The sequence below is a fragment of the Paraburkholderia sp. BR14320 genome, assembly GCF_040948665.1.
Taxonomy (GTDB): domain Bacteria; phylum Pseudomonadota; class Gammaproteobacteria; order Burkholderiales; family Burkholderiaceae; genus Paraburkholderia; species Paraburkholderia youngii.
Genome location: NZ_JBFPKG010000003.1, coordinates 300,184 through 321,949 on the forward strand (window position 1 = coordinate 300,184; position 21,766 = coordinate 321,949).

The 21,766-nt window shown below is 60.3% G+C and carries 13 protein-coding genes and 3 pseudogenes; 8 read left to right on the forward strand and 8 right to left on the reverse strand.

All coding sequences use genetic code 11. The features are described from left to right. Window positions 1–243 precede the first annotated feature (243 nt). Entirely contained in the window at window positions 244–1,080 is an 837-nt protein-coding gene (locus tag AB3X89_RS05420) for an alpha/beta fold hydrolase (protein WP_184139175.1), read from the forward strand. An 862-nt stretch (window positions 1,081–1,942) separates the two neighbouring features. Here the strand turns inward: AB3X89_RS05420 and AB3X89_RS05425 are convergent. From AB3X89_RS05425 to AB3X89_RS05435, 3 genes are all read right to left on the reverse strand, one after another. Next, window positions 1,943–4,336: a filamentous hemagglutinin N-terminal domain-containing protein gene (locus tag AB3X89_RS05425; protein ID WP_368582205.1), complete on the reverse strand. Its 2,394-nt coding sequence runs from the start codon at window positions 4,334–4,336 to the stop codon at window positions 1,943–1,945. A 904-nt stretch (window positions 4,337–5,240) separates the two neighbouring features. Then, window positions 5,241–7,565: a hypothetical protein gene (locus AB3X89_RS05430; protein WP_368582206.1), complete on the reverse strand. Its 2,325-nt coding sequence runs from the start codon at window positions 7,563–7,565 to the stop codon at window positions 5,241–5,243. Between the two features lie 413 nt (window positions 7,566–7,978). Then, on the reverse strand, window positions 7,979–8,353 hold the full coding sequence (locus AB3X89_RS05435) for a BON domain-containing protein (protein WP_368582232.1): 375 nt from the start codon (window positions 8,351–8,353) through the stop codon (window positions 7,979–7,981). Window positions 8,354–9,043: 690 nt separating this feature from the next. Between AB3X89_RS05435 and AB3X89_RS05440 the strand changes: the two genes are divergently transcribed. Then, entirely contained in the window at window positions 9,044–10,669 is a 1,626-nt protein-coding gene (locus AB3X89_RS05440; RefSeq protein ID WP_368582207.1) for a hypothetical protein, read from the forward strand. A 325-nt stretch (window positions 10,670–10,994) separates the two neighbouring features. Here AB3X89_RS05440 and AB3X89_RS05445 read toward each other — a convergent pair whose 3' ends face one another. Next, window positions 10,995–11,291, reverse strand: coding sequence for a hypothetical protein (locus AB3X89_RS05445; protein ID WP_368582208.1), 297 nt, complete (start codon window positions 11,289–11,291; stop codon window positions 10,995–10,997). A 202-nt stretch (window positions 11,292–11,493) separates the two neighbouring features. On the opposite strand from AB3X89_RS05445, the pseudogene AB3X89_RS05450 reads away from it, so the two are divergent. After that, window positions 11,494–11,619, forward strand: a pseudogene (locus AB3X89_RS05450) (IS30 family transposase); the annotation flags it as partial. Window positions 11,620–11,730: 111 nt separating this feature from the next. Here AB3X89_RS05450 and AB3X89_RS05455 read toward each other — a convergent pair. The 3 genes and pseudogenes from AB3X89_RS05455 to AB3X89_RS05465 form a co-directional block, all read right to left on the reverse strand. Next, a pseudogene (locus tag AB3X89_RS05455) lies at window positions 11,731–12,009 on the reverse strand (transposase); the annotation flags it as partial. 437 nt (window positions 12,010–12,446) lie between these two features. Beyond that, window positions 12,447–13,893 (reverse strand): annotated as a pseudogene (locus AB3X89_RS05460) (IS1182 family transposase). A 241-nt stretch (window positions 13,894–14,134) separates the two neighbouring features. Next, window positions 14,135–14,920, reverse strand: a complete 786-nt coding sequence (locus AB3X89_RS05465; RefSeq protein ID WP_368582209.1) for a TetR/AcrR family transcriptional regulator — start codon at window positions 14,918–14,920, stop codon at window positions 14,135–14,137. Here AB3X89_RS05465 and AB3X89_RS05470 point away from each other — a divergent pair. The 5 genes from AB3X89_RS05470 to AB3X89_RS05490 all read left to right on the forward strand — a co-directional run bounded on the left by AB3X89_RS05470 (window position 14,914) and on the right by AB3X89_RS05490 (window position 20,450). Next, window positions 14,914–16,356 (forward strand): NAD(P)/FAD-dependent oxidoreductase, encoded by a 1,443-nt coding sequence (locus AB3X89_RS05470; protein ID WP_368582210.1) that lies wholly within the window; start codon window positions 14,914–14,916, stop codon window positions 16,354–16,356. The two genes, AB3X89_RS05465 and AB3X89_RS05470, sit on opposite strands and share 7 nt — an antisense overlap. Window positions 16,357–16,420: 64 nt before the next feature. Beyond that, window positions 16,421–16,750 carry a hypothetical protein gene (locus AB3X89_RS05475; RefSeq protein ID WP_368582211.1) on the forward strand — a complete coding sequence of 110 codons (330 nt, stop codon included), beginning with the start codon at window positions 16,421–16,423 and terminating at the stop codon, window positions 16,748–16,750. Between the two features lie 22 nt (window positions 16,751–16,772). After that, a complete protein-coding gene (locus AB3X89_RS05480; protein WP_368582212.1) occupies window positions 16,773–18,206 on the forward strand; it encodes an amino acid permease in 1,434 nt (477 codons plus the stop codon). After that, window positions 18,199–19,278, forward strand: a complete 1,080-nt coding sequence (gene hppD, locus AB3X89_RS05485; protein WP_368582213.1) for a 4-hydroxyphenylpyruvate dioxygenase — start codon at window positions 18,199–18,201, stop codon at window positions 19,276–19,278. Before AB3X89_RS05480 ends, hppD begins: the two co-directional genes overlap by 8 nt. 11 nt (window positions 19,279–19,289) lie before the next feature. After that, entirely contained in the window at window positions 19,290–20,450 is a 1,161-nt protein-coding gene (locus AB3X89_RS05490) for a branched-chain amino acid ABC transporter substrate-binding protein (protein ID WP_368582214.1), read from the forward strand. A 276-nt stretch (window positions 20,451–20,726) separates the two neighbouring features. Here the strand turns inward: AB3X89_RS05490 and AB3X89_RS05495 are convergent. After that, on the reverse strand, window positions 20,727–21,766 hold a 1,040-nt coding region (locus AB3X89_RS05495), incomplete at its 5' end, for a LysR substrate-binding domain-containing protein (RefSeq protein ID WP_368582215.1).

Sequence of the window (21,766 nt, forward strand, 5' to 3'; positions counted from 1 at the left end):
CGTCCGATTTCGCTGGGTGTCCCTGTCGGTACCCAGATCAGTCGCCGCCTTACAAAAAACAATTATCACCGGGAAAAGTAGATGAACGATCAGTTTGACCAGCCATCGTTGGCGCGCCGCAAGGCTTTTCTGGCAGGCGCGGGCGCCGCCGTAGCGGCGGTTGGCGCGCCGTGCCTCGCTTCGGCGGAAGTGCATCAAGCCAGCGCGCACACTGCGGCACCTCATCAACATGGAATCGCTGACATGAACTACGTCACCACGAAGGACGGTACTCAGATCTTCTACAAAGACTGGGGCCCAAAGGATGCACAACCCATCGTGTTCCATCACGGTTGGCCGCTGTCATCGGACGACTGGGATACGCAGATGCTGTTCTTCGTGCAGCACGGCTATCGTGTCGTCGCACATGACCGGCGCGGTCACGGCCGTTCGTCACAAGTGTCCGAAGGCCACGACATGGACCACTATGCCGCGGACGCCTTTGCGGTTGTCGAAGCGCTCAACCTTCGCAACGCAGTGCATATCGGCCATTCGACCGGGGGCGGCGAAGTCGCGCGTTACGTCGCAAAGCACGGACAGCCTTCGGGACGCGTGGCCAAGGCGGTGCTGGTCAGCGCCGTTACGCCGCTGATGGTCAAGACCGACTCGAACCCCGAAGGTCTGCCGCTGAGCGTGTTCGACGGATTCCGCCAGGCGCTCGCGGCCAACCGCGCGCAATTCTTCGTCGATGTGCCGACCGGGCCTTTCTACGGCTTCAACCGTCCGGGCGCGACCGTACATCCGGGCGTGATCCAGAACTGGTGGCGTCAGGGAATGACGGGCAGCGCCAAGGCTCACTATGAGGGCATCAAGGCTTTCTCTGAAACCGACCAGACCGACGACCTCCGGGAGATTACGGTGCCGACTTTGGTACTGCACGGTGAAGACGACCAAATCGTCCCGATCGCAGACTCGGCACGCAAGTCGATCAAGCTGCTTAAGAACGGCACGCTCAAGACCTACCCCAGCTTTTCGCACGGCATGTTGACTGTCAATGCGGAAACGCTCAACGCAGATCTGCTGGCGTTTGTACGTGCCTGATTTGGGCCGTGCTTCGTTGATCGATCTCTGAGCAAACATTGCCGGTGGTGTTGGATAACACCGCCGGCTGAATGACTCATGTTGTCGAGCGGCCGGTCCGAATGCTGATTGAGACTGCTGCGTCGTCCGCGTTAGCCGGGCACCGATGGGAGCTTTGCGACGTGCATCTCGATACGCCGCTTCCATGTACGCCATAGAAATTCTACCGTGCGACCTTGCGAGTATCTCGGCGAGAGCAGTCCCAATCGAGTGCACCGAGGAGATCGGTCGATTCGGTGTTCGGTACGTTAGCGCTCGCTCGACCTCTCCGTCGACACTTAGGCGTTGGACAGAAGTGCTGGATCAGCAGAGGCGACCCTATAAGGTCGTCGATCCGATCTCGCATCGATGTGTTTCGCGGAACTATGCGGTTTGGTGATGAGGAGTGCGCAAGTCGTCGTCATTCATCAATTCCTTAGCATCAGCGATACGGGTATCAAGGATACTCAGCAGGCGATGAGCGCGGCATCACCTGATGTCGCGATGAACGCTATATTGACGGCTGCTGCGTACGGCGAAGCGGGCGCTCACGGTGGAATCGTGGATGGCTGAACCTGGCCGAACCCGGTCCGACGTCGAACCGGCAACGTAATGCGCCCGTGATCGGTCGACATCGGGCAGCAGCCGACCCCATTGCCGACAGTCGGGTCTTCGCGGTCCCAACAGCAGGTATCAGAGTAAAACGGCCAACCGCACCTTCAACTATGAACTCGTCTTCGGTCCGTCACCAATCAACAGTCATTGCGGCGGCTGATGGTTGACCCATTGCCGCCACAATGCGACAGGATGACTGTTCACTGACGATTGTGGATAACAGGCGGTCTCATTGTGCCAGTTGCCACTGCAATATCGGATGCGTCGCTCCCGCGGGCATCGCCCAAACGCCGCCTGGGCTAAAGTCGTATGTAGGACCAAAGCTGGATGGCGTGCTCATCTGCATAGTAGTCAAGCCTTGAGCGTTACCCAGGTTCGCGCCCAGGATCGTGGTGCGGACGCCGACTGGCGCGCCTGTCGTTTGCGTATCCCAGTAGACATCGTTGGTGATGGTCCCCGGGGAAGACGAGGTGTAGTTTGCGTTGAACTCCGCGATGCCGCCAGGCCCACCCGCAGGTCCGGATGGCTGGTCAATCTTGCCGGTTGCGAACGACTGACTGATCGTGCCTGAAGTTCCGCCAACTAGCCCACCCCCGCACGCGGAGACAGTGTCACATTGCGGCTGCACATGAACTGTTCCAGTCGCATAAGACTCTGTGATAACGCCAAAATTGTATCCGGCCAGACCGCCCGCTCCCTGGAGATGGGTCGAGGTGACATCGCCAGATGCGAACGATTGCCGGATTACGCCGAAGCTGTTTGTTCCGACCAGGCCTCCCGTCGCGGAATCAGATGAAACGTCGGCGGTGCTTGAGGAACGCGTGATCGTGCCGTCGAAGTTCAAGCCCACAAGTCCTCCAGTTGAAAGACGGCCGATTGAAGTAACACTGCCGCTTGAATGCACGGATGCGATCGTGCCGTCGTTCCTGTCTGCGAGAAAGCCCGCCCAGGCGTCAGACTTGGGCAAGTTGGCAGTGCCCTGAATGTTGAGGTTCCGAACGACGCCCGAGTACCCGATCTCCCCGAAAAGCGATTCAGATAACCAAAGATTCGAAATCGTGTGTCCCATGCCATCAAACTGGCCCGAGAACGAAGCCACGGTCGGACTGAATTCGCCGGGCGGAGGCGTCGCGTCGATGTCCCTGCCGAGCGCGTAGTTGCCCGAGGGGTTGAGTCCAACTGCGCCCAGCTGTGAGACGGTATTCACCAGCGCATAGACGGTAACTTGCGTCACCAGACCACTGTCTGGAGCGGCAGACCATGTGCTGTTTGAGAGGATGTTTCCGGGTAAGTATCCACCGGTTATGTCATGCAATGCACTCACGATGCCCGTGCTGCGCGACCAGTCAATCGTGCCGGTGTTGATGACGCTGCCGCCGTTGTCAATTCCCGACGCGTCCGCGCGCAACGTCAGGTTGCCCGCACCGGAGTTCGCGATGGTCGTAGCCGTCGCTACCGAGACGTCGTGGTACGCGGCGAGCGTGAGCGAAGCCGGACCGGACCAGCGCATGCTCGCCGCGACGCCCAGATCGCCCGTCGCCCCGTGGGCGCCCGTCGTCTCGACATCCACCGAGGTGCCCGCGTTCAGGCTGCGTTGCAACGCATGCGCGGCGGCATCATCGATCGTGAAAGCAGGCGTTGAGAGATTCCACTGACCTGCATCGACCACCGCGTGCTTGCCGAAGGTCGGTTGTGCCGCCTGTGTATCGACCGTTCCGCCGCTGCCGTCCGCGTTGCTTGCGGCGATCTTGCCGAGTTGATCGACACGGCCGCTGTCGGCAACGAGCCAGACGCGTCCGTCGCGGCTGGCCGTGCCGGTTGCGCGGATGCGCGCACCGCCGCCTGCGAGCGCATATACGTTGCCGTCGGCGGCCTGCAGGCCGACCTGTGCGGCCGTTATCCGCCCCTTGTTAATGACCGTGCCCTGACTGCCCGTCTGCACGAACACCTGCCTGCTGCTGCCCGAATCCCGCAGGAGTACCTGTTCGCCTGCGGCCAGTTCCGCCGTGCCGTTGGGCGCGGAGACGGCGCCCGCATTGGTCACCGCGCCCCGCGCGATCAGGAACACATCGCCGCCGCTGGAGCTGATCCTACCGAGGTTGATGACACTTGCATCGGAGTCGCCCGAGAGTGTCAGCGCGCCGCTGGCTTGCATGAAGGCGTCATTGCAGACATCCAGAGTGGACGCGACGAAACGTCCGCCAGTTGTGATTACGCCCGATGACCCCACGACGATGCCCTGCGGATTGATCACATAGAGGCTTCCCGTCGCACTGAGGCTGCCCAGAATGGCCGAAGGTGTGCCACCCGTTACCCGGTTCAGCGTCGCGCCCGAACCGTTGTCGAACGTCACGCTGTTGTGCCTGCCGATCGAGAAATTGTTCCAGTCAATCACGCCGCGCGTCGAACCCGGTTGCGTGATCAAGAGACCATTCCCCTGGCTGGCTATCGTGCCCGCGCCGGCGACGTAGGTCCCGCCTTGTGGAAGCACACCCGCCGCGAACACCAAGGGTGTCAGGGACAGTCCAATCAGCGAAAAACCGACGGCGAGCAAGAGGTATCCGCGCGATTGCTGTCGACGCAGTGCGCGTCGCGCGGGCCGAAGGAGTCCTGGACGTGACATACAGCCCCCTTTCCGGCGTGTGTACGGAATGGCTGCCGACGACCCGCAGAGCCGGCCAGAAACGCGTGAGTCGCTGCGTCTGAAGAATAGCCGTTAGCATCGCTGGGGCACGTCAATATCTCAGCGTTTTGCGCCTTCGCGTGGAACTTTCATGCCCGTTCGTAGTGCGGCGCGTGTTATCACACGCTTACTATTCCGACAACAACCAACCGAAGGCCAGTGACCGTTTGCAGTGCGGAGCCGACGTCTGAACGTCCGTCTGACGGTCAAGGCGAAGGACGCTTGTTGGCCGCGTGCCGCCATGAGAAGCGCGGGTGAGACGCCCCTCGCAGACGTCAGATGCGATTTGACAGGATAGGAAAATGTTGAGAGCTGGATAGACGGCTGAATCTGCAAACGGAATCCGTATGGTGGCGCGTCCGCGCAATCGTAGCGCCCGTTGAACAAGTTCGCGGCTGAAAATTCAATGTGCGTACGGCAATCGTCTCGCACGACCCGTGCCCCCGGACAATCCAACAAATTGAGCCGTACTAGCGGCTCTGCTGCTCCTGCATAATTGATCAAAAGTTCCACGTCACAGCTAAGTGGCCATATTGTTAGACTCAGGACCACCGGTGTCCGGGAGACAACGTACCGATACGAAATTCCGTACTCTTCCTCGATCGGCACCACATTAAGAACCTCCAGAAAATCCAGCGGTTCCCATGAAAAATTCGGCATAGCTCTTCCGGGTTGATTTGATATCGGCGCTGACGAATTTAAAGTCTACGCGTTCGTTCTTCACGTTGATTTCGAACAAGCTCATGGATTGTTGACGATCTGATCAACATTGTCGAATGGCCGGATTTGGCCGCGTCGAGGCAGGTGAAGACGACAGGTTCAGTCATGCGTGGTGTCATCGCCCTTATCGCCCTTTGTTGCGCGCCTTGGCATCACGTTTCTTAGGTTCCTTGTCCGCTTGCCTGGCATGAGCGCGAACCAGTTCCAGGATGGCGCTGCCGGTCATGACATGGCTGTCGTTGCGCTGGAATAGGGTCACTTTGGCGGGCGCGTCGAGATCGAAGTTTTCTGGCATCCTGACCGACAGCTTCAGGCGCAAAATCTGCCCCGGCTCGATCGCAAAGCCGACTCCAGCCACCCGATGGGTCAGGTTCCAATGCTTGCCGGCAAGCTTGGCGCCATGCAGGTGGGTCTTGTCAGGTACAGCCGGTTTCTCTCCCTTCCTGGGCGGAAGCAGTTCGAGAATCATCGGCACGCCGTCGAGCCGGCCGTCCTTGTGGACGATAACCTCGACGAGCCTTGCATGACTGTACGGACTACCTACGATGAAGGGCAACTCGATCAGGCTCTCGGCCTTGGCGAAGACATGGGCATATGAGAGGTTGCGCTGACAGACGTTGTTGTCGCCCCAGAAGTAGCTACCGTAATCGCAGGTACCGGGCGAGACCAGCACCGGCGCCCCATTGAGCCCGCCTGCGGAGTCATTGTTGTTGCCACGCGCCTCGGCCAGCAGGCAGGGGTGCCACGTGCCCTCCTGAGGAATTTGCACGGCCGGCCAGCGAATGGGACCGAAGATGCGCGTAGCGCCCACCGTCAGATTCTGCGGTGCGCTCTCACCCAGATACAGGTGCCTCTGCTGGACCGCCGCAGTCTGCCAGTCGCCCGGATACCAATCCTGCGGATAACGAAACTCTAGCCCGGGCAGCGCATCGAGCGCGGGATAGTTGCCCACGGTAACCGCGAACGTGACGTTCTCCGCGGGATTGGGCCCCAGGTTGGTGATCTTGCCGTAGATGAAATGATCCGTCACACCGTCGCGCAACAGATCCTGATCGACCCAGACCGTATTGCCGTCCTGCTGCCGGCGTACGATCAGGTCCGGGGCCTCCCAATGATTGCCGGGTGACGGGACCGTTCCAGTGTCGCTCGAGGAGTCCCGGATGTAGACGTTCGCGGGACGGACCGCTACACGTGCCGTGAACATCTCCTGGGTTCCGGTGCGTGTATCCATCCAGAACGGGAAGAAGCCAAGCGGACTCGCCGCCAGACCGAAGTAATCACCGATGAAGGTGATGTTCGGATCGCCGTGCGCCCAAACGGCATCCACTGTCGGGTCCCATGGCATCTCCGTCACCGTCACCCGGTCCACGAAACTCGCCGCGTTGTCGGCGGACACGGTCAGGACCACGTCGATCAGCGGCGTCGTGCCGCCGCCCTTCGGCCCGAAGAGATAGAAATCGCAGCCCACGTCTCCGTTCGGCGTGCAGGCGAGTTGCGGCTGGAACTCGTGCTGATCCGGCGCGGAAACGGCGCTGCCGCTCAGCAACGGCATGCCGGAGCCGGTGCCGGCCTGCCAGCTGGCGCCACTATTGTTGGATCGCGCATAGTAGATGCGCGCGACGTTCTGTCGATAGTCGGCCCAGCCGACCACCAGGTCGGTCGCGTTGGCGCCAACACAGGCCGTCGCGACCGTGGGCGTTCGGAACGTCCCACCGGGTAGCTGGCCGGGCAACCCCGTGATTCCGCTCGCGACGGTGGCCGGGTTCGAGAACGAGTCCCCGCCATCGGTGGATTTGACAAACTGAATGTCGTTGCCAGCGATGAAGAAGATGTAGACGCTGCTGTCCGCGGCCACCACGACCTGAGGTCCGAAGGAGTCGGGGGCGAGCGAGGTTCCGACCGGGCTCGCACCGGTGCCGCGCCAGCTGGCGCCGTAGTCGATCGTGCGCCCGAACAGCATGCCACCCGGACCGTCCCAGGCGGCGTAGACGCGGCCGTGATAGGGGCTTGCGGGATTCGTATCGCCCGCGGCCGACTGCTTGTCATCGCCCTGCGCCGAGTGAATGAGGTTCGGCGCAGACCAGGTCAAACCACCGTCCGTCGACTTGTAGACCGCAATGGCCATCGGCTCCGGGCCCTGAAACGGCAGAGCAACGAGATACGCGCCGCCGACGTCGTCGAAGGCGACCGTCGGATCCGACACGCCGTCCCAACCCGCGAGCAGCCCGAGCGGCGCGGCCTCCTGCCACGATCGGCCCGCGTCGAATGTCGAATACGCGGCGAGTGAGAACGCATAGGTGTGGGGGTCGGTGAATCGTTTGGACGACCCGACCATGTTGTACGGATTGGTCGGATTGACTTCTAGCGTCGATTCGCTTCGGTCATTGCTGGGGCTGGCATCGCAGGTGACGCGGATGTTGTATCGTGGTCCGAGAATGAGCGGGAGCATGGTTCCTCCTGGGTAGTGCCATTGGCAGTAGCCCCTCTGCTCTCTTATCCACCTCGGGAAACAGCTTTGCGTCCGTGGTCGGCACTCGGAGACGGATTGGACTACGAATCTTCGTTGTTGTTAGCTCGAAGACGAACTGTCCCGGCTAGATTCACAGTTGCCCTCCTCAAATATTTCGATGACCCGGGCGACCCTGATAGGGAAGCGGTGTTCGGTAGGCATCGCGCATCGTGCGGGCGCACGTCTCGCGCTGGCGCGCCCATTCCCGACGCGGTCGTCTGCTGACGAGAAAGTCCAATGGCTGAAACGATTCGATAACGCCTGCTCGAAGTGCCCGGAAACGGCCATTCACAATAGGTCGAACTCGCTGAGGTACGAAGGACCGCAATGGCTTCATTTTTTCGAATCGCTGGCTAACGGCTGTTCCGCAAGGTCAACTGATTCGTCACCGATCTGACGCCGCGCACCGATCTTGCCGTGTTGCCGGCGAGCGCGATCTGCCTGTGCTCAGGCACCCATCCCGTCAGCGTCACGACGCCGAGGCGCGCCCTGACCCGAATCCCTGAAGCATCCAGGCGCGGTGTCCGCCTAAGGGCGCTGCGGACGTCACGACTCACGGCGCTGTCCGGCCTGTTCTGAAGCCGCGACGTCGAGTCCTCCACCCGCTGCGCTGTCGCGCCAGCACCCATGTTCTCACCCGTGTGCGCGCCAGCGTGGATCGAGCCCCAACTTATGGGGACCATAACCAGGATCGCGCAGATTTTAACGCTCGCACCACTCACATTCATGCTCCCTTTCAGCAAAAGACGATCGACCCACAAGTCGGGTCTTCGTTTAGGTTCGTCGTTATCAGTGAATGACTCAAGAGGCTATGCCTTCTGCATGGAGCGAGGCGCGCGAGGGGATCCGACGTGGCAGGCAATGGGACTCAGTTCGGCCACAAGCGGTCGGTCGAGGTCGCCATCCACTTCGGTCTCCCAACTCTCGTCCGGCCACGCTCAATGACCGGTCTTCGGCGAGGAGATCGCCAGTGGCATTGCCTCGACGCGGCCACCAAGGGTCATCCGACCGAACCGTACCAGTGACATTGACGCGTCCGTTCCTCACCCGTAACCGGCCGTTCGATCAGTGACGATGCAAGCCTATTCATCGGCCAATGCCGGGGACCGTGCCTTGCGGCCAATCCAACTTTGAACGACTGCGCGGTAGGCTGATGGCTAAGCGGCTGCAACTAGTCTGTGCGTTCGATCCGTTAGTGAAAATGTGCAGCCGCCCAGGGTTTCCGAGCTTGTGGGCACGTAACGCCTTGACTAGAAAAAGAGTGCTCACCACTCACTCCCGTCGGAATAGTCCACGGCGCCCGGAGCCCTCGCCCACGACAATGTCATTGCGATGGGCATCGCCGTCGGGCCGCCTGGCACCACCGCTTTCGACGATCTCGCGTGAAGTTTGCCATTCATCCTGCGGGGGAGGTCATCATGTATCACAAGCAGCTAATAACCGCATGCCTGCTCGCGGTCCTCGCATCCGCTCCCGCGCTCGCCCAGCACGAAGAACACCCCGCTGCGCTGCCGACTGGCGGCAAGTTCGGCACCGTGAAGTTCCCCACTTCGTGCAGCCTTGCGGCACAAAGCCAGTTTGAGAAGGCATTGGCGATGCTCCATTCCTTCTTTTACCCTTCGACACTCAAGGCGTTCGAGGCCGTGACCCAGATCGATCCGCAATGTGCGATTGCATACTGGGGCATTGCAATTGCCCAGCGTCCTAATCCGCTGGTCCCGCCGTTTGACGAGACGGCACTCAAGCGCGGATGGGAAGCTGCGGAGAAGGGATTGGCGCTGGATCCCAAGACCGAACGGGAGCGCGATTGGCTGCTGGCTGCCGAAGCATTTTACAAAGACTACGACAAAGTCCCACAAAGCCAGCGCACGTTGGCATACGAGCATGCGATGGCGCGCCTGACGCAGAAATATCCCGACGATACGGAAGCCGCGATTTTCTATGCGCTTGCGCTCAACGAGGCCGCGGACCCCAGCGACAAGACGTACGCCAACCAACTCGAGGCTGCAACGATCCTGGAGAAAATCTACCGTGAGCAGCCCGACCACCCCGGTGTCGCGCACTACCTGATCCACAGCTACGACTACCCGCCGCTCGCGAAGCGCGGACTGCCGTTTGCCAACAAATACGCGCAGATCGCCCCGGCGGCGCCGCACGCCCTGCACATGCCGTCGCATATTTACTCGATGCTCGGCATGTGGGATGCATCCATCAAATCGAACGAAGCGGCGCTGAAGGTGATGCAGGAAGAAGCCGCCAGAAGCTGGCCGGGCGCCACCCATACAGGGGCGCCCCATTCCTGGGATTTCATGGAGTACGCCTATCTACAGCTGGGCCAGGACGCGCATGCAAAACAGGTGCGCGATGACGCCAATGCTGCCACGAAATTTCCATTCGACCGACTGGCAGTCTACACGGCGCTGGCTGCCATCCCGGCACGCTATGCGCTCGAGCGCGGCGACTGGCAGGAGGCTGCCACGCTCGAGCCGCGTGGCAGCCGCTGGCCGCAAGCTGAGGCAATCACGTATTTTGCCCGCGCACTAGGCTGCGCTCGCAGCAGCAAGGCGGACATGGCGCAGACCAATATCGACATGCTCATGCAGTTGCGCGCCAAGCTCGAAGAGGCCAAGCAGCCATACTGGGCCGATCAGGTCCAGATTCAAATCCTCGCCGCCTCGGCGTGGCTGGATCATCTTCAGGGCAAGGACGATCAGGCGCTCAAGCAGATGCACGCCGCCGCCGATCTGGAAGACGGCAGCGAAAAGCAGGTCGCGATGGAGAACCGGCTTTACCCGATGCGGGAGTTGCTGGGCGAAATGTTGCTCGATCTGAAGCGACCTGCCGATGCGCTGAAGGAGTATGAGGCATCGATGCAAGCAACCCCGAACCGCCTGCGTGGCCTGTATGGTGCGGCGAAAGCAGCGGACCTGGCGCACGATAAGAAGGCGCAACTCTACTACGCGAAGCTTGTCACGCTCACGCAAAACGCGGACACGGTGCGGCCGGAGGTACGACTGGCCAAGCTGTATCTCGACCAGCATTGACCGATGCACCTTGAAAGCTGTCGTTAAGGCGGTGTTGCATCGAGCGTCAGAAACGGGTCAGGAGTGCGCACTGCCGACTGGCCGGTTGCGGGCCGCTGAATCCAGTGACCGCTTCCGAGCGATGAGTTTGGGGAGCGCACGGACTCAACCCGATCCATTGCGGTCGGTCGTAAGATCGCGGTCCCTTCGTCGCTTCTTGAAGTATTGCGGTCATCCGACGGCCGGTCTTGTTGGTCGGGCATCGGCCAACACAGTCAACGGATCGCAGAACCTTATCGACTTGGCGTACGCCGAGTTCCGAGTCATTGGATTTGAGGAAGCCGCGTCAGAGAGAGATCGCGCCGGAAGCTGCTTGTATTGCCGCAGCAATCTCGTCTTCGCTGCGCCCTCCATTGATGGCAATGCTTTCCCCAAAGACAAAGTGAGGAACCGAACGGACACCGGTATTCGCCGACTTGAACGCTTCCGTTTCGACGCGATGGTGCTGTTCAGGATCAAGAGCGATGGCGCGCGCCTGATTGTAGAGTTCATCAATTGATGTCGCCGTTTGACAACCAATCCTTGTCGTTTTGGAGCCCGAAACCGACCAAAGGAACGATGCGAAACGGCCAATGACATGCAATTCGTGTCGCCTTGACATGCGCACGCTTAAAAAATCGATGAGCCGTCCCTGTTATTCACCATTCGCGCCCGCGAATACGGCGGCAACGGCGGACGGCCTGAGATAATGACAACCATGCCGAGGCGACAAGAATGGCGGATTCAACCGGTGGATGCAATAGTTTGGTTAAACCGCTCGGCTGGCGTTTCGTAGTTCATAGCCTGGGTCGAACGGGAACACGAATGGACTGCTGAGGCGGTACTTCCCGAAAGGTACCGACCTGTCGGTGTATTCACGGGCCAAACTCAACGCTGTGGCGAGGCGGCTCAATGAACGTCCGAGGAAGACACCCACAAACGCTTTACTGTTGCTACTGACATTGCCGTCTACTTCTGTGATCCACAACATCCCTGGCAAGGCTGGCCATCTCCGTGCCGCGATCCCAGATTGGCGAATTCTAGAGTTCCTGCGGCAATTTGCAGGCATGTTTGATGAGCGCATTGGCAACCGCCTCGCTGTCATGTCCATGCTGATGAAGATTGCGAGCAGCGTGTCTGGCGTTCGACGAGCGTCGCAATCTGGCTGCTTCCGCTGCCGCAAAGCAGATCACCTTCCCAATGCCCGGCACTGCGCGGTCCTCGACCGTGGCTGGACGTTCGCTGATCGACACGGCGTCGCGGATCGTGCCGTGGTCGCCCGTCTTCTGGGCACAATGGCGGGAACGCCGCATGACCCGGGTAGCCGCCATTGATGACTCCAGCGGCAACTCTGTAGCACGTTCACGGACCTGGTGCTCTCGGCCACTTTCTGCCGCTCGCCTGAGCCATGCGGTGGTCGTTCGAACGACCGGTCCACTCCGAAACCCGCCCGATGCTCAACGCGCAGTTGTCGGCCAAAGCGGACGGCGGCCGATCAGGAACGTGTGGCCGTTTTGGATCGTCTCGCGGACACTCGCGACCCGGTGTCGGCGAGTGTCGGCTTTCCCTATTGGCGAACGAGTCCTCACGACCCAGGGCGTGTGGAAACGCGAAGGCATTACAAGCTAACGCGAGATCTTGACGCCATCGTCGCGTTTGACTGCCCTTACGACTTGCACGGCGCAGACGCGAAGGTGGATCCGCTCTGATGCGTTCTGGTCGGGTTTAAAGGCTTACTTTCACGACCTACTGGGGGTACTCACGCCCCCACAAGCTGCATTGCCTTCATTGTCTTCTTAAAGCCCAAGATTCTCAGCACTCGCGTGAGATTGTAGGCAAGTACATTCAAACTCATCTCAGTACCTACGTTGGGCAACCTGCGCGTCAGGAAGTGCGTGTAGCCCATCCAGTGCTTGAACGTGCCGAAGACATGTTCAACTGTTCGTCTGCGTGCCGTCATGGCATCAGGTGTTTTGTCCAGTCGACGTTGGACTTCCTCCAGCACCGACTCATGTTCCCATCGACTTATCCGTCGCTGATCGCTCGGAGTGCACTGTGACTTTATCGCGCATTGCGAACAGGCACTGCTCCAGTAACGGTGAAGCTGCAATCCGTGTTCCTCACTGGTGTAACGGTAAATTGCCCGTTCTCCAGCCGGACATTGGTATTCGTCGTCCCTCGCAATGTAGATGAAGTCTGCCTTGTCGAATCGGCCATGGTATTTCGCACCTGATGTTGTCGGCTTCGGTAGCATGACCGCAATCCCCGCATCGGCGCACTCCTTGATCTGAGGCCCACTGTAGTAGCCACGATCGGCGACTGCGCGCAGTCTGGTCTTGCCCATCGCGTCGCGCGCAGCTTTTGCCATGGGGCTAAGCTGCGCCCGGTCGCTGCCACAGTTTGTGACCTCGTGAGCGACGATAAGGTGGTGTTTGGCGTCCACTGCTACCTGTACGTTGTAGCCCACCATTCCTGAGCCTCTGCCGCTAGTCGCCATGGAGCGCGCATCAGGATCTGTCGTCGAGAGCTGACCGTCAGGCTCAGTCTTGAGTTGCTCCTTGATCTGCTCCAGGTTTCGCATCTGTTCGCGCAAGCGCTCGATCTTGTCCTTCAGCCTGGTCGTCTTCGCTTCCAACTCCGCGGGTTGAGTACGATCTGCGGTCTCCAACGCATTCAGATAACGCTGGATGCTCTCTCCGATCTGCTTCTGGCGCTTATCAACCTTACCTTCGGTGAAGTTGCGATCGCGTGTATTGACTGCCTTGAACTTGCTGCCGTCGATGGCGACCAGTGCTTGCGAGAACAGTTTCAGTTCACGGCACAGCATCACGAAACGGCCGCACACGTTGCGAATGCCAGTGCCGTTGTCACGGCGGAAGTCAGCTATGGTCTTGAAATCCGGCGTCAAACGTCCCGTGAGCCACATCAATTCAACGTTGCGCTGGCATTCACGTTCCAGGCGGCGGCTGGACTGGACACGATTAAGGTAGCCGTAGATATAGATCTTCAGCAGCACGCCCGGATGATAGGACGGGCGACCAGTAGTCGACGGCATCGCGCCATCGAAGCCTAGTGATGCAAGGTCAAGCTCTTCAACAAACGCCTCGATGATTCTGACCGGATTGTCTTCGGCAACGAAGTCATCCAGGCACTCCGGAAGGCAATGTCACCTGCTTGCGATCTTCACCTTCAATGAATCGCTTCATCCGGTCACCAATGCTGAATGAGTTAATCCAGTTTAGGTGATCAGCGTGTTTTCACACAAGCTCGACCCGTTTCGGCCGTTCAGATCGGCGATATCGTAATGGCCGCTTTCCGACGTTCAGCGGCCTCCGGCCCTACTGCTGACTCGCGGAATCCCCGAAATCGGGTAGATCTTACGTTGCAACTTTTCGCCGCCTCAGAAGACTGATTGCGCCTGACCGTCCACGGTAGGTCACACTAGCCCTACGCAGTGGATTTCCTTCGTTGGCGCCCTTGCGTCCGGGGGACCAGCGGTGCTCCGACTGCTGGCGTACACGCTCGCACGATGGTTTCCACGAGCGCCTGCAATTCCTCGTGTTTTTCCGTCGTCGAAACATCGAACAACTCGAACACGCCGACGCCGCGCAACGTCGAGAATACCGACGCGATAAATCCGTTCGGATACGGATGGTGCTGTTCGAGTTCGGGGAACGCTTCGAGGAAACGCGCGAAGAACTTCCTGTCTTCGTTTGCACGCTTCGCATCGATGCGGCTAAAAATCGACGGCGTCGCCTTGCAACCGAAGAACAGGCTCCAAGCCGTCAGATAACTCGTCGCCCCAAAAATGTCTGCCCATGCGCGCTCGACAAAAGTCTGCGCACGCTCGCGCAACGGCAGCGTCGCATCAGGCCAAACGGCACCATGGTCGCTCAACGGCGCCATCGCCTCGTCGACGAGGCGCTCCATCAGTGCATCGCGACTGTCAAAGTGGTGTTGCAGCGCGCCGAGCGAAACCTTGGCGCCGCGTGCGATGGCCTGCAGCGTTGCGCTTTTGAAGCCCTCTTCGCGAAGCAGCCGTTGGGCTGACTCGATGATCTTGCGTTGCGTCGCTTCGACGCGTTCGCTTTGCGGGGTGCGTGTGCGAGTGGGCCCCCGCGGGGAAGGGGTTGGCATGGAGGTCGCGTGGTCGGTCATGGCAAAAACAATAATAAATACTTCTGAGTCGCTGACAAGCCCCCTTTTCGCGAGTTTTCCGCACGAACGTGCCATCGTTCGATCTCGGTATAAGCACTAACAATAATAACTTATTTTTGTTCTATAGTTGGAGTGCCTGCCGGGAATTCGACGGCGTTTCATCAGATCAATGCGGATTTCTCATGCCCCGTTTCATCGACCGTCTTCCCAAGGACGACAACACCAACGGCTGGAGCGCGCTGCTGCCGAAGCGCTCGCCGCGGCATGCGCTCGCCGGCGAGCGCGACTTCGACTGGGTGGTGATCGGCGCCGGCTATGCCGGGCTCGCCGCCGCACGGCGGCTGGCCGAATTGCGGCCGGACGACTCGATCGCGGTGCTGGAAGCCGGCGAAGTCGGAGAAAACGCGTCGGGGCGCAACTCCGGTTTTGCGATTGATTTGCCGCACACGCCGTCTACGTCCGCCGCTTCCGTCGAACAGGGCCGGTGTGCCATTCGTGTAGGCCGCTTCGCGATCGGCGAACTCGAACGGTTGATCGAGCGCCATGGAATTTCCTGTGATTGGGCACGGCGCGGCCGCTATCACGCCGCCGTCACCAGTCAGGTAGCGACTGACGTGCTCACCACCTATGCCGCCAACCTGCGCGCATGGGGCGAGGAGTTCGAACTGCTGTCGCGCGGCGAACTCGAGGCGCGGCTCGGCACGAGCTATTACTACTCGGCGATCTACACGCCGGGAACCAGCCTGATGAATCCCGCCGCTTTGGTGCGTGGCCTCGCCGACAGTCTGCCCGCTGGCATCGAGCTGTTCGAGAACTCGCCGGTGGTTGAAGCTGAGTTCGATGGGCCGTCGCCGTACATCCGTACGTCGTCCGGTGGTCTGATCCGCTTCGGCAAGCTCATTCTCGCGGTCAATGCGTTCTCGCAGTCATTCGGAGTGTTTCGCGACAGACAGGTTCCGGTGCTGCTGTTCGCAAGTCTGACGCGACCGTTGACCCCCGAACAGCAGGCGAAACTCGGCACGGACGGCAACTGGGGCATCACGCCAGCGCATGGCGTCGCGGGATCGACGCTGCGTCTGACGACCGACAAGCGGCTCCTGATCCGCCAGGGTTTCGAATATTCGCCGTCGCTCGATACCAACGAGACGCGCCGCCAGGCGGCGCGCGTGCAGCATGCTGAATTGCTCGAACGCCGGTTCCCGCAGCTCGGCTCGTTGGACATCGAGCACTTCTGGATGGGCTGGCTGGCCGTCTCCCACAACCATGCGCCGGCATTCGGTCAGGTCAGCGACAACGTCTATGCGGCCGCGTGCTGTAACGGCGCGGGCATTGTGCGCCACACCGCGGCGGGCATGTTGATCGCGGAACTCGCGCTCGGCCGGCACGGCGAACTGACCGACGACTTTCTCGTGCAGGGCACCGCCAGCTACATCCCGCCGCGCCCGCTGCGCGACATCGGCGTGCAGTGGACGCTGATGCGCGAACGCGCATCGGGCCGCCACGAATGCTAGTCCCAAGGATTGCCGCGCGGACGCGCGCCACTATTTCTATCAATGCAGACAAGGAGACATCGACATGCAGTCCATCCGAATGATCAAAGGCGACTCGATCCGCACCGAGGATCGAGGAGGAGCCGCCGATGGCATCGCCGAGATTTCATGGGCCATTTCCGATCATGAAGGTGCAAAGCTGCCTTGCGGATTTGGTCGCTGGCACGAAGCGCTGTGCGAACCGAAAACGTTGACGTACGACGAAGTGATCCTCGTGCTGGAAGGCGTGTTCGGCGTGGAGGCGAGCGACGGCACGCATGTCGAAGGCCGTGCAGGCGATGTGATCGAGCTTCGCAAGGGCGCGACGGTCCGGTATTTCGGCACGCACGCGAAGCTGTTTTTCGTGACCAACTGACATGTCCGCGGAGTCGCACATCATGCAAACCAGTTCTTCTTCGGGACACCTCGAGCGCAAGCTCAAGAATCGCCACATCCAACTGATCGCGCTCGGCGGCACGATCGGCACCGGCCTTTTCCTCGGCTCCGCCGGCGTGCTGGAACTCGCCGGTCCTTCCATGCTGCTCGGTTACGCGATCGGCGGCCTCGTGGCCTTCCTGATCATGCGTTTTCTCGGCGAGATGCTGGTCGAGGAGCCCATCGCCGGTTCGTTCAGCTATTTCGCCAATCGCTACGGCTCGCGTTTCGCAGGGTTTCTGTCGGGCTGGAACTGCGTCGCGCTGTATGTGCTCGTCGGCATGCTGGAACTGACCGCGGTCGGCAAGTTCATCCAGTTCTGGTGGCCCGGTATTCCGACGTGGGTCACGGCTCTTGTGTTCTTCGTGCTCATCAACAGCGTGAACTTCATCAACGTGAAGATCTACGGCGAAGTCGAGTTCTGGTTCGCGTTGATCAAGATCGTTGCCGTGCTGGCGATGATCGCGGTCGGGGCTTACCTGCTCACCAGCGCCGATCGTCCGGGCCAGTCCATCAGCAACCTGTGGTCGCACGGCGGCTTCTTCCCGCACGGAGTCTCCGGGCTCGTGATGGCGATGGCCTTCATCATGTTCTCGTTCGGCGGCGTCGAAATGCTCGGCTTCACCGCTGCCGAAGCAGACCAGCCTCGTCAGGTCATTCCGAAAGCGATCAATCAGCTGATCTTCCGCGTTCTGCTGTTCTATATCGGCTCGATGGCCGTGCTGCTGTCGCTGTCGCCGTGGACGCAATTGCTGTCGCAGATGAAGTTGGGCGGCGGCACTTACAGCCATAGTCCGTTCGTGCTCGTGTTCTCGGGCCTCGGCGAAACCATGGCTGCGAATGTGCTGAATTTTGTGATCCTCACCGCGACGCTGTCCGTCTATAACAGCATGGTGTACTGCAATAGCCGCCTGCTGTATGGCATGGCGAGCGAGGGCAACGCACCGAAATCGCTGATGCAGGTGAACAAACGCGGTGTGCCAGTGCGCGCCATCGTCTATCCGGGCATCTTCACGGGGCTCTGTATCGTGCTGAACTACGTGGCACCGGCGAGCGTAATCGAAATCCTGATGTCACTGATCGTGGCTGCGCTGGTGATCACGTGGGTCACGATCGTCGTCACGCACCTGCGCTTTCGCAAGTTGCGCAAGGCTCGTGATCTCAAGGCGCGCTTTCCCGCTCCGTTCGCGCCCGTCACGAACTATCTGGTTCTCGCGTTCCTTGCCGCCATCGTGACCGTGATGCTGCTCACTCCCGGCATCCGCGCGTCGGCGCTCGTCATCCCTGTCTGGATCGGGGTCGTCTACGTCGCCTATCGCTGCGTGGAACCGCGCCATGCCGCAGCGGCGATCGGTTCCTCCGATCCGACCTCGCAACTGGAGCATAGTCATGTCTGATCTGTTCGAAAATCCGATGGGCCTGATGGGCTTCGAGTTCGTCGAATTCGTTTCGCCCGCGCCCGGTGTACTGGAACCGCTGTTCGAGAAGCTCGGCTTTACCAGGGTGGCGCGTCATCGCAGCAAACAGGTGGAGTTGTATCGCCAGGGCGACATCAGCTTCATCGTCAACAACGAACCGCATAGCATCGCGTCGTACTTCGGTGCGGAGCATGGCCCTTCCGCATGCGGGCTCGCGTTTCGCGTAAAGGATGCCCATCATGCGTACGCCCGCGCGCTTGAACTCGGCGCACAGCCAGTCGATATCCCAACCGGTCCGATGGAGTTGCGTCTTCCCGCCATCAAAGGGATCGGCGGCGCGCCGCTTTACCTGATCGACCGATTCGAGGACGGCAAGAGCATCTACGACATCGACTTCGAGTTTCTGCCCGGCGTGGATCGCCGGCCGGTCGGTCACGGCTTCAAGGTCGTCGATCATCTGACGCACAACGTCTATCGCGGCCGCATGGCGTACTGGGCATCGTTCTATGAGAAGTTCTTCAACTTCCGCGAGATTCGCTACTTCGACATTCAGGGCGAGTACACCGGACTGACTTCAAAGGCGCTAACCGCTCCCGATGGCAAGATCCGCATCCCGCTGAACGAGGAAGCAAAACAGGGCGCCGGACAGATCGAGGAATTCCTGATGCAGTTCAACGGGGAAGGAATCCAGCACGTGGCGTTGCTCACCGACGACATCTTCAAAAGCGTCGACGCGTTGCAGATGGCCGGCATCCCGTTGATGACCGGCCCCAACGACATCTACTACGAGATGCTGGAAGAACGCTTGTCGGGGCATGGCGAAAACGTGGGTGAACTGCAAGCTCGCGGTCTGCTCCTCGACGGCACCACGAAGGATGGTTCCAAACGACTGCTCGTGCAGATCTTCTCGCAACCGTTGCTTGGTCCAGTGTTTTTCGAGTTCATTGAACGCAAGGGCGACGACGGCTTCGGAGAAGGCAACTTCAATGCCCTGTTTCAATCGATGGAACGCGATCAGATTCGACGCGGTGTTCTGCAAACAGGCGAATAAAGGTGATTAGCATGCAACTGATTCTCAAGGGCGTATGCCTCGTAGGATGCTCAGTCTTACTGAATGGTCTTGCGTACGCGGACCAGACTGTCACGATCGGCTTCGGCGGTCCATTGACGGGACAGGTCGCGCATGTGGGCAAGGATGCGGAGAACGGCGTCAGGCTCGCGATCGACGATGCCAATGCCGCAGGCATCAAGATCAAAGGTCAGCTCGTGCATTTCGCGCTGCTGTCCGAGGACGACGCAGCAGACCCCAAGACCGCGGTGGCCGTGGCGCAGAAGTTCGTCGATCAGAAGGTGAATGGCGTGGTAGGCCACATCACGTCGGGCGCGACGATTCCTGCGTCCAAGGTGTACGCGTCGGCTGGCATACCGCAAGTCTCGCCGTCGGCGACCAACCCTGAGCTGACCCGCCAGGGCTTTGCCACCGCGTACCGCGTGATCGGTGACGACAGCGAAGTTGGCCGCGTCATCGCTCAGTACATGGCCAGCAAGGGATACAAGCGTGTTGCGGTGGTGGACGATCGCACGTCTTACGGGCAGGGCCTTGCGGACGTCGTCGTCAAGGAGCTGAGGGCTGCGGGCGTGGATGTGGTGGACCGCGAGTTCGTCACCGACAAGGCGATCGATTTTCGTGGCATTCTGACTTCGATCAAGTCGAAGGACGCACAGGCGATCTTTTATGGCGGCGTCGATGCGCAAGGCGGGCCGCTGCGCAAGCAGATGACGGGACTGGCAATGAGGGTTCCGCTCGTCGGCTCGGCCATCGAAACGGAGAAGTTCGTTCAGCTCGCGGGGCCGGCCGCGGCGGACGGCACCGTGTCGGCTGAATCAGGACAGCCGCTCGAGAAGATGGCCAACGGCAAGGTGTTTGCCGACAAGTTTAAAAAGTACGGCGCGGTCGTGCTCTATGCGCCGTACGCCTATGACGCGACATGGGCTCTGATCAACTCGATGAAACTCGCCGACTCCACCGCTCCGGCCGATTATCTGCCCGCGATGAAGAAAGTGGCTTTCGACGGCGTCACCGGCAAGATCGCCTTCGACCCCAAGGGTGATCTGCGCGCCGCCGCCGTGACGCTTTACGAGGTCAGGAACGGCAAGTTCGAGCCGATGAGCACGGTGACAGGCCCTACCAGCGCGGTTGCGCGAGCTTCAGGATCTATGTAAGGCTGAAACCGCCCACGCGTGCAGGCCGCCGGCCCTCTGCTGGCACTGGCCGACAAACGATTTACAAGGCAAGAAATGGCTGCTTCCGGTCTGGAAACAGCCATCTCCGTGCGGGGAAATGAAACAGGCCGATGTCTTCTTCTGGCCGAGAGCACCAGTTCGCTGAAGGTCCCGTAAAGCGGTCGTCGAAATCGTCGACGGCCGCTTTCGGCCGGCATCTGTGAATGAGTACAGTCGGCCAACAGACGACCTTCGCGGGCAACGACGTTCGGACATTCAGACGTCCGTTGCGCCCTGGAGGCGGCCATTTAAATCGCGAGTACGGCCTGAGTGCCCTCTCAATGGATAGCTGGCGAGCAATGCAGCACATCGCTCCTGCAGGAAAGCATGCAACGCGTTGATCGCCGGCGACAGTTGCGCACGGTGAGCACAAATCAGGTGCAGCGGCGCAGGTTCGCAATACTCCGGGGGAAATAACTCCACCAGTCGACCTGCCTTCAGATCGTCGATGAGGTCCAGCCGCGACTTATAGACAAGTCCTTCCCCGGCTATCGCCCAGCGACGGACGACATCGGCATCGTCGCTGATGCGATTACCCGTGACTGCCACGGTGCGATCGCCACCAGGCGGGGTAAAGCACCAGCGTTCGTGTATCTGCTCGCTCCAGACATACCGAAGACAGTTGTGTCGCCGCAGGTCCTCTACTTTGGCCGGTGCGCCATGCCGCTCGAGGTATGATGGCGCGGCACACAATGCACGTCGGTTGTTGTCGACCAGCCTCATGGCCAGAAGAGACGAATCAGCTAGCGCTCCGTAGCGCACGACGGCATCCAGCGGCTGGAGGATCAGGTCGGCCGCCCGGTCGCTCATTTTCAGGTGCAGCGACAATCCAGGATGCAGGTGCTGAAATTCATCGAGCCACGGCAATAGCAGGTTTCGACCAAAGTCAGACGGAGCGGACAGCCGCAGCGGCCCGGTCAGCGCCCCCCGGCTGTTTGCCAGGGCCTGCTCGCCTTGCTCCAGCGCACCAATCATGACCCGCGCATGCGGCAGATATCGCTCCCCGGCGTCCGACAGTTGCATGCTTCGCGTCGAACGGGTGAACAGGCGCGTGTCCAGCGCCTTTTCGAGTCGCTGCACTGACGCACTCGCATGGGCGGGCGCGATATTCAACTGGCGCGCCGCCTCTGAGAAGCTGCCGTAGTCCACCGTGTGCACGAAGATCTGGACGTCATCGAGTCGAATCATTTTCATTGAAATGCCGAAACTGTTTGAGCTTGGCGCGTATTTATCCGTATATCGACGAAAGATAACAT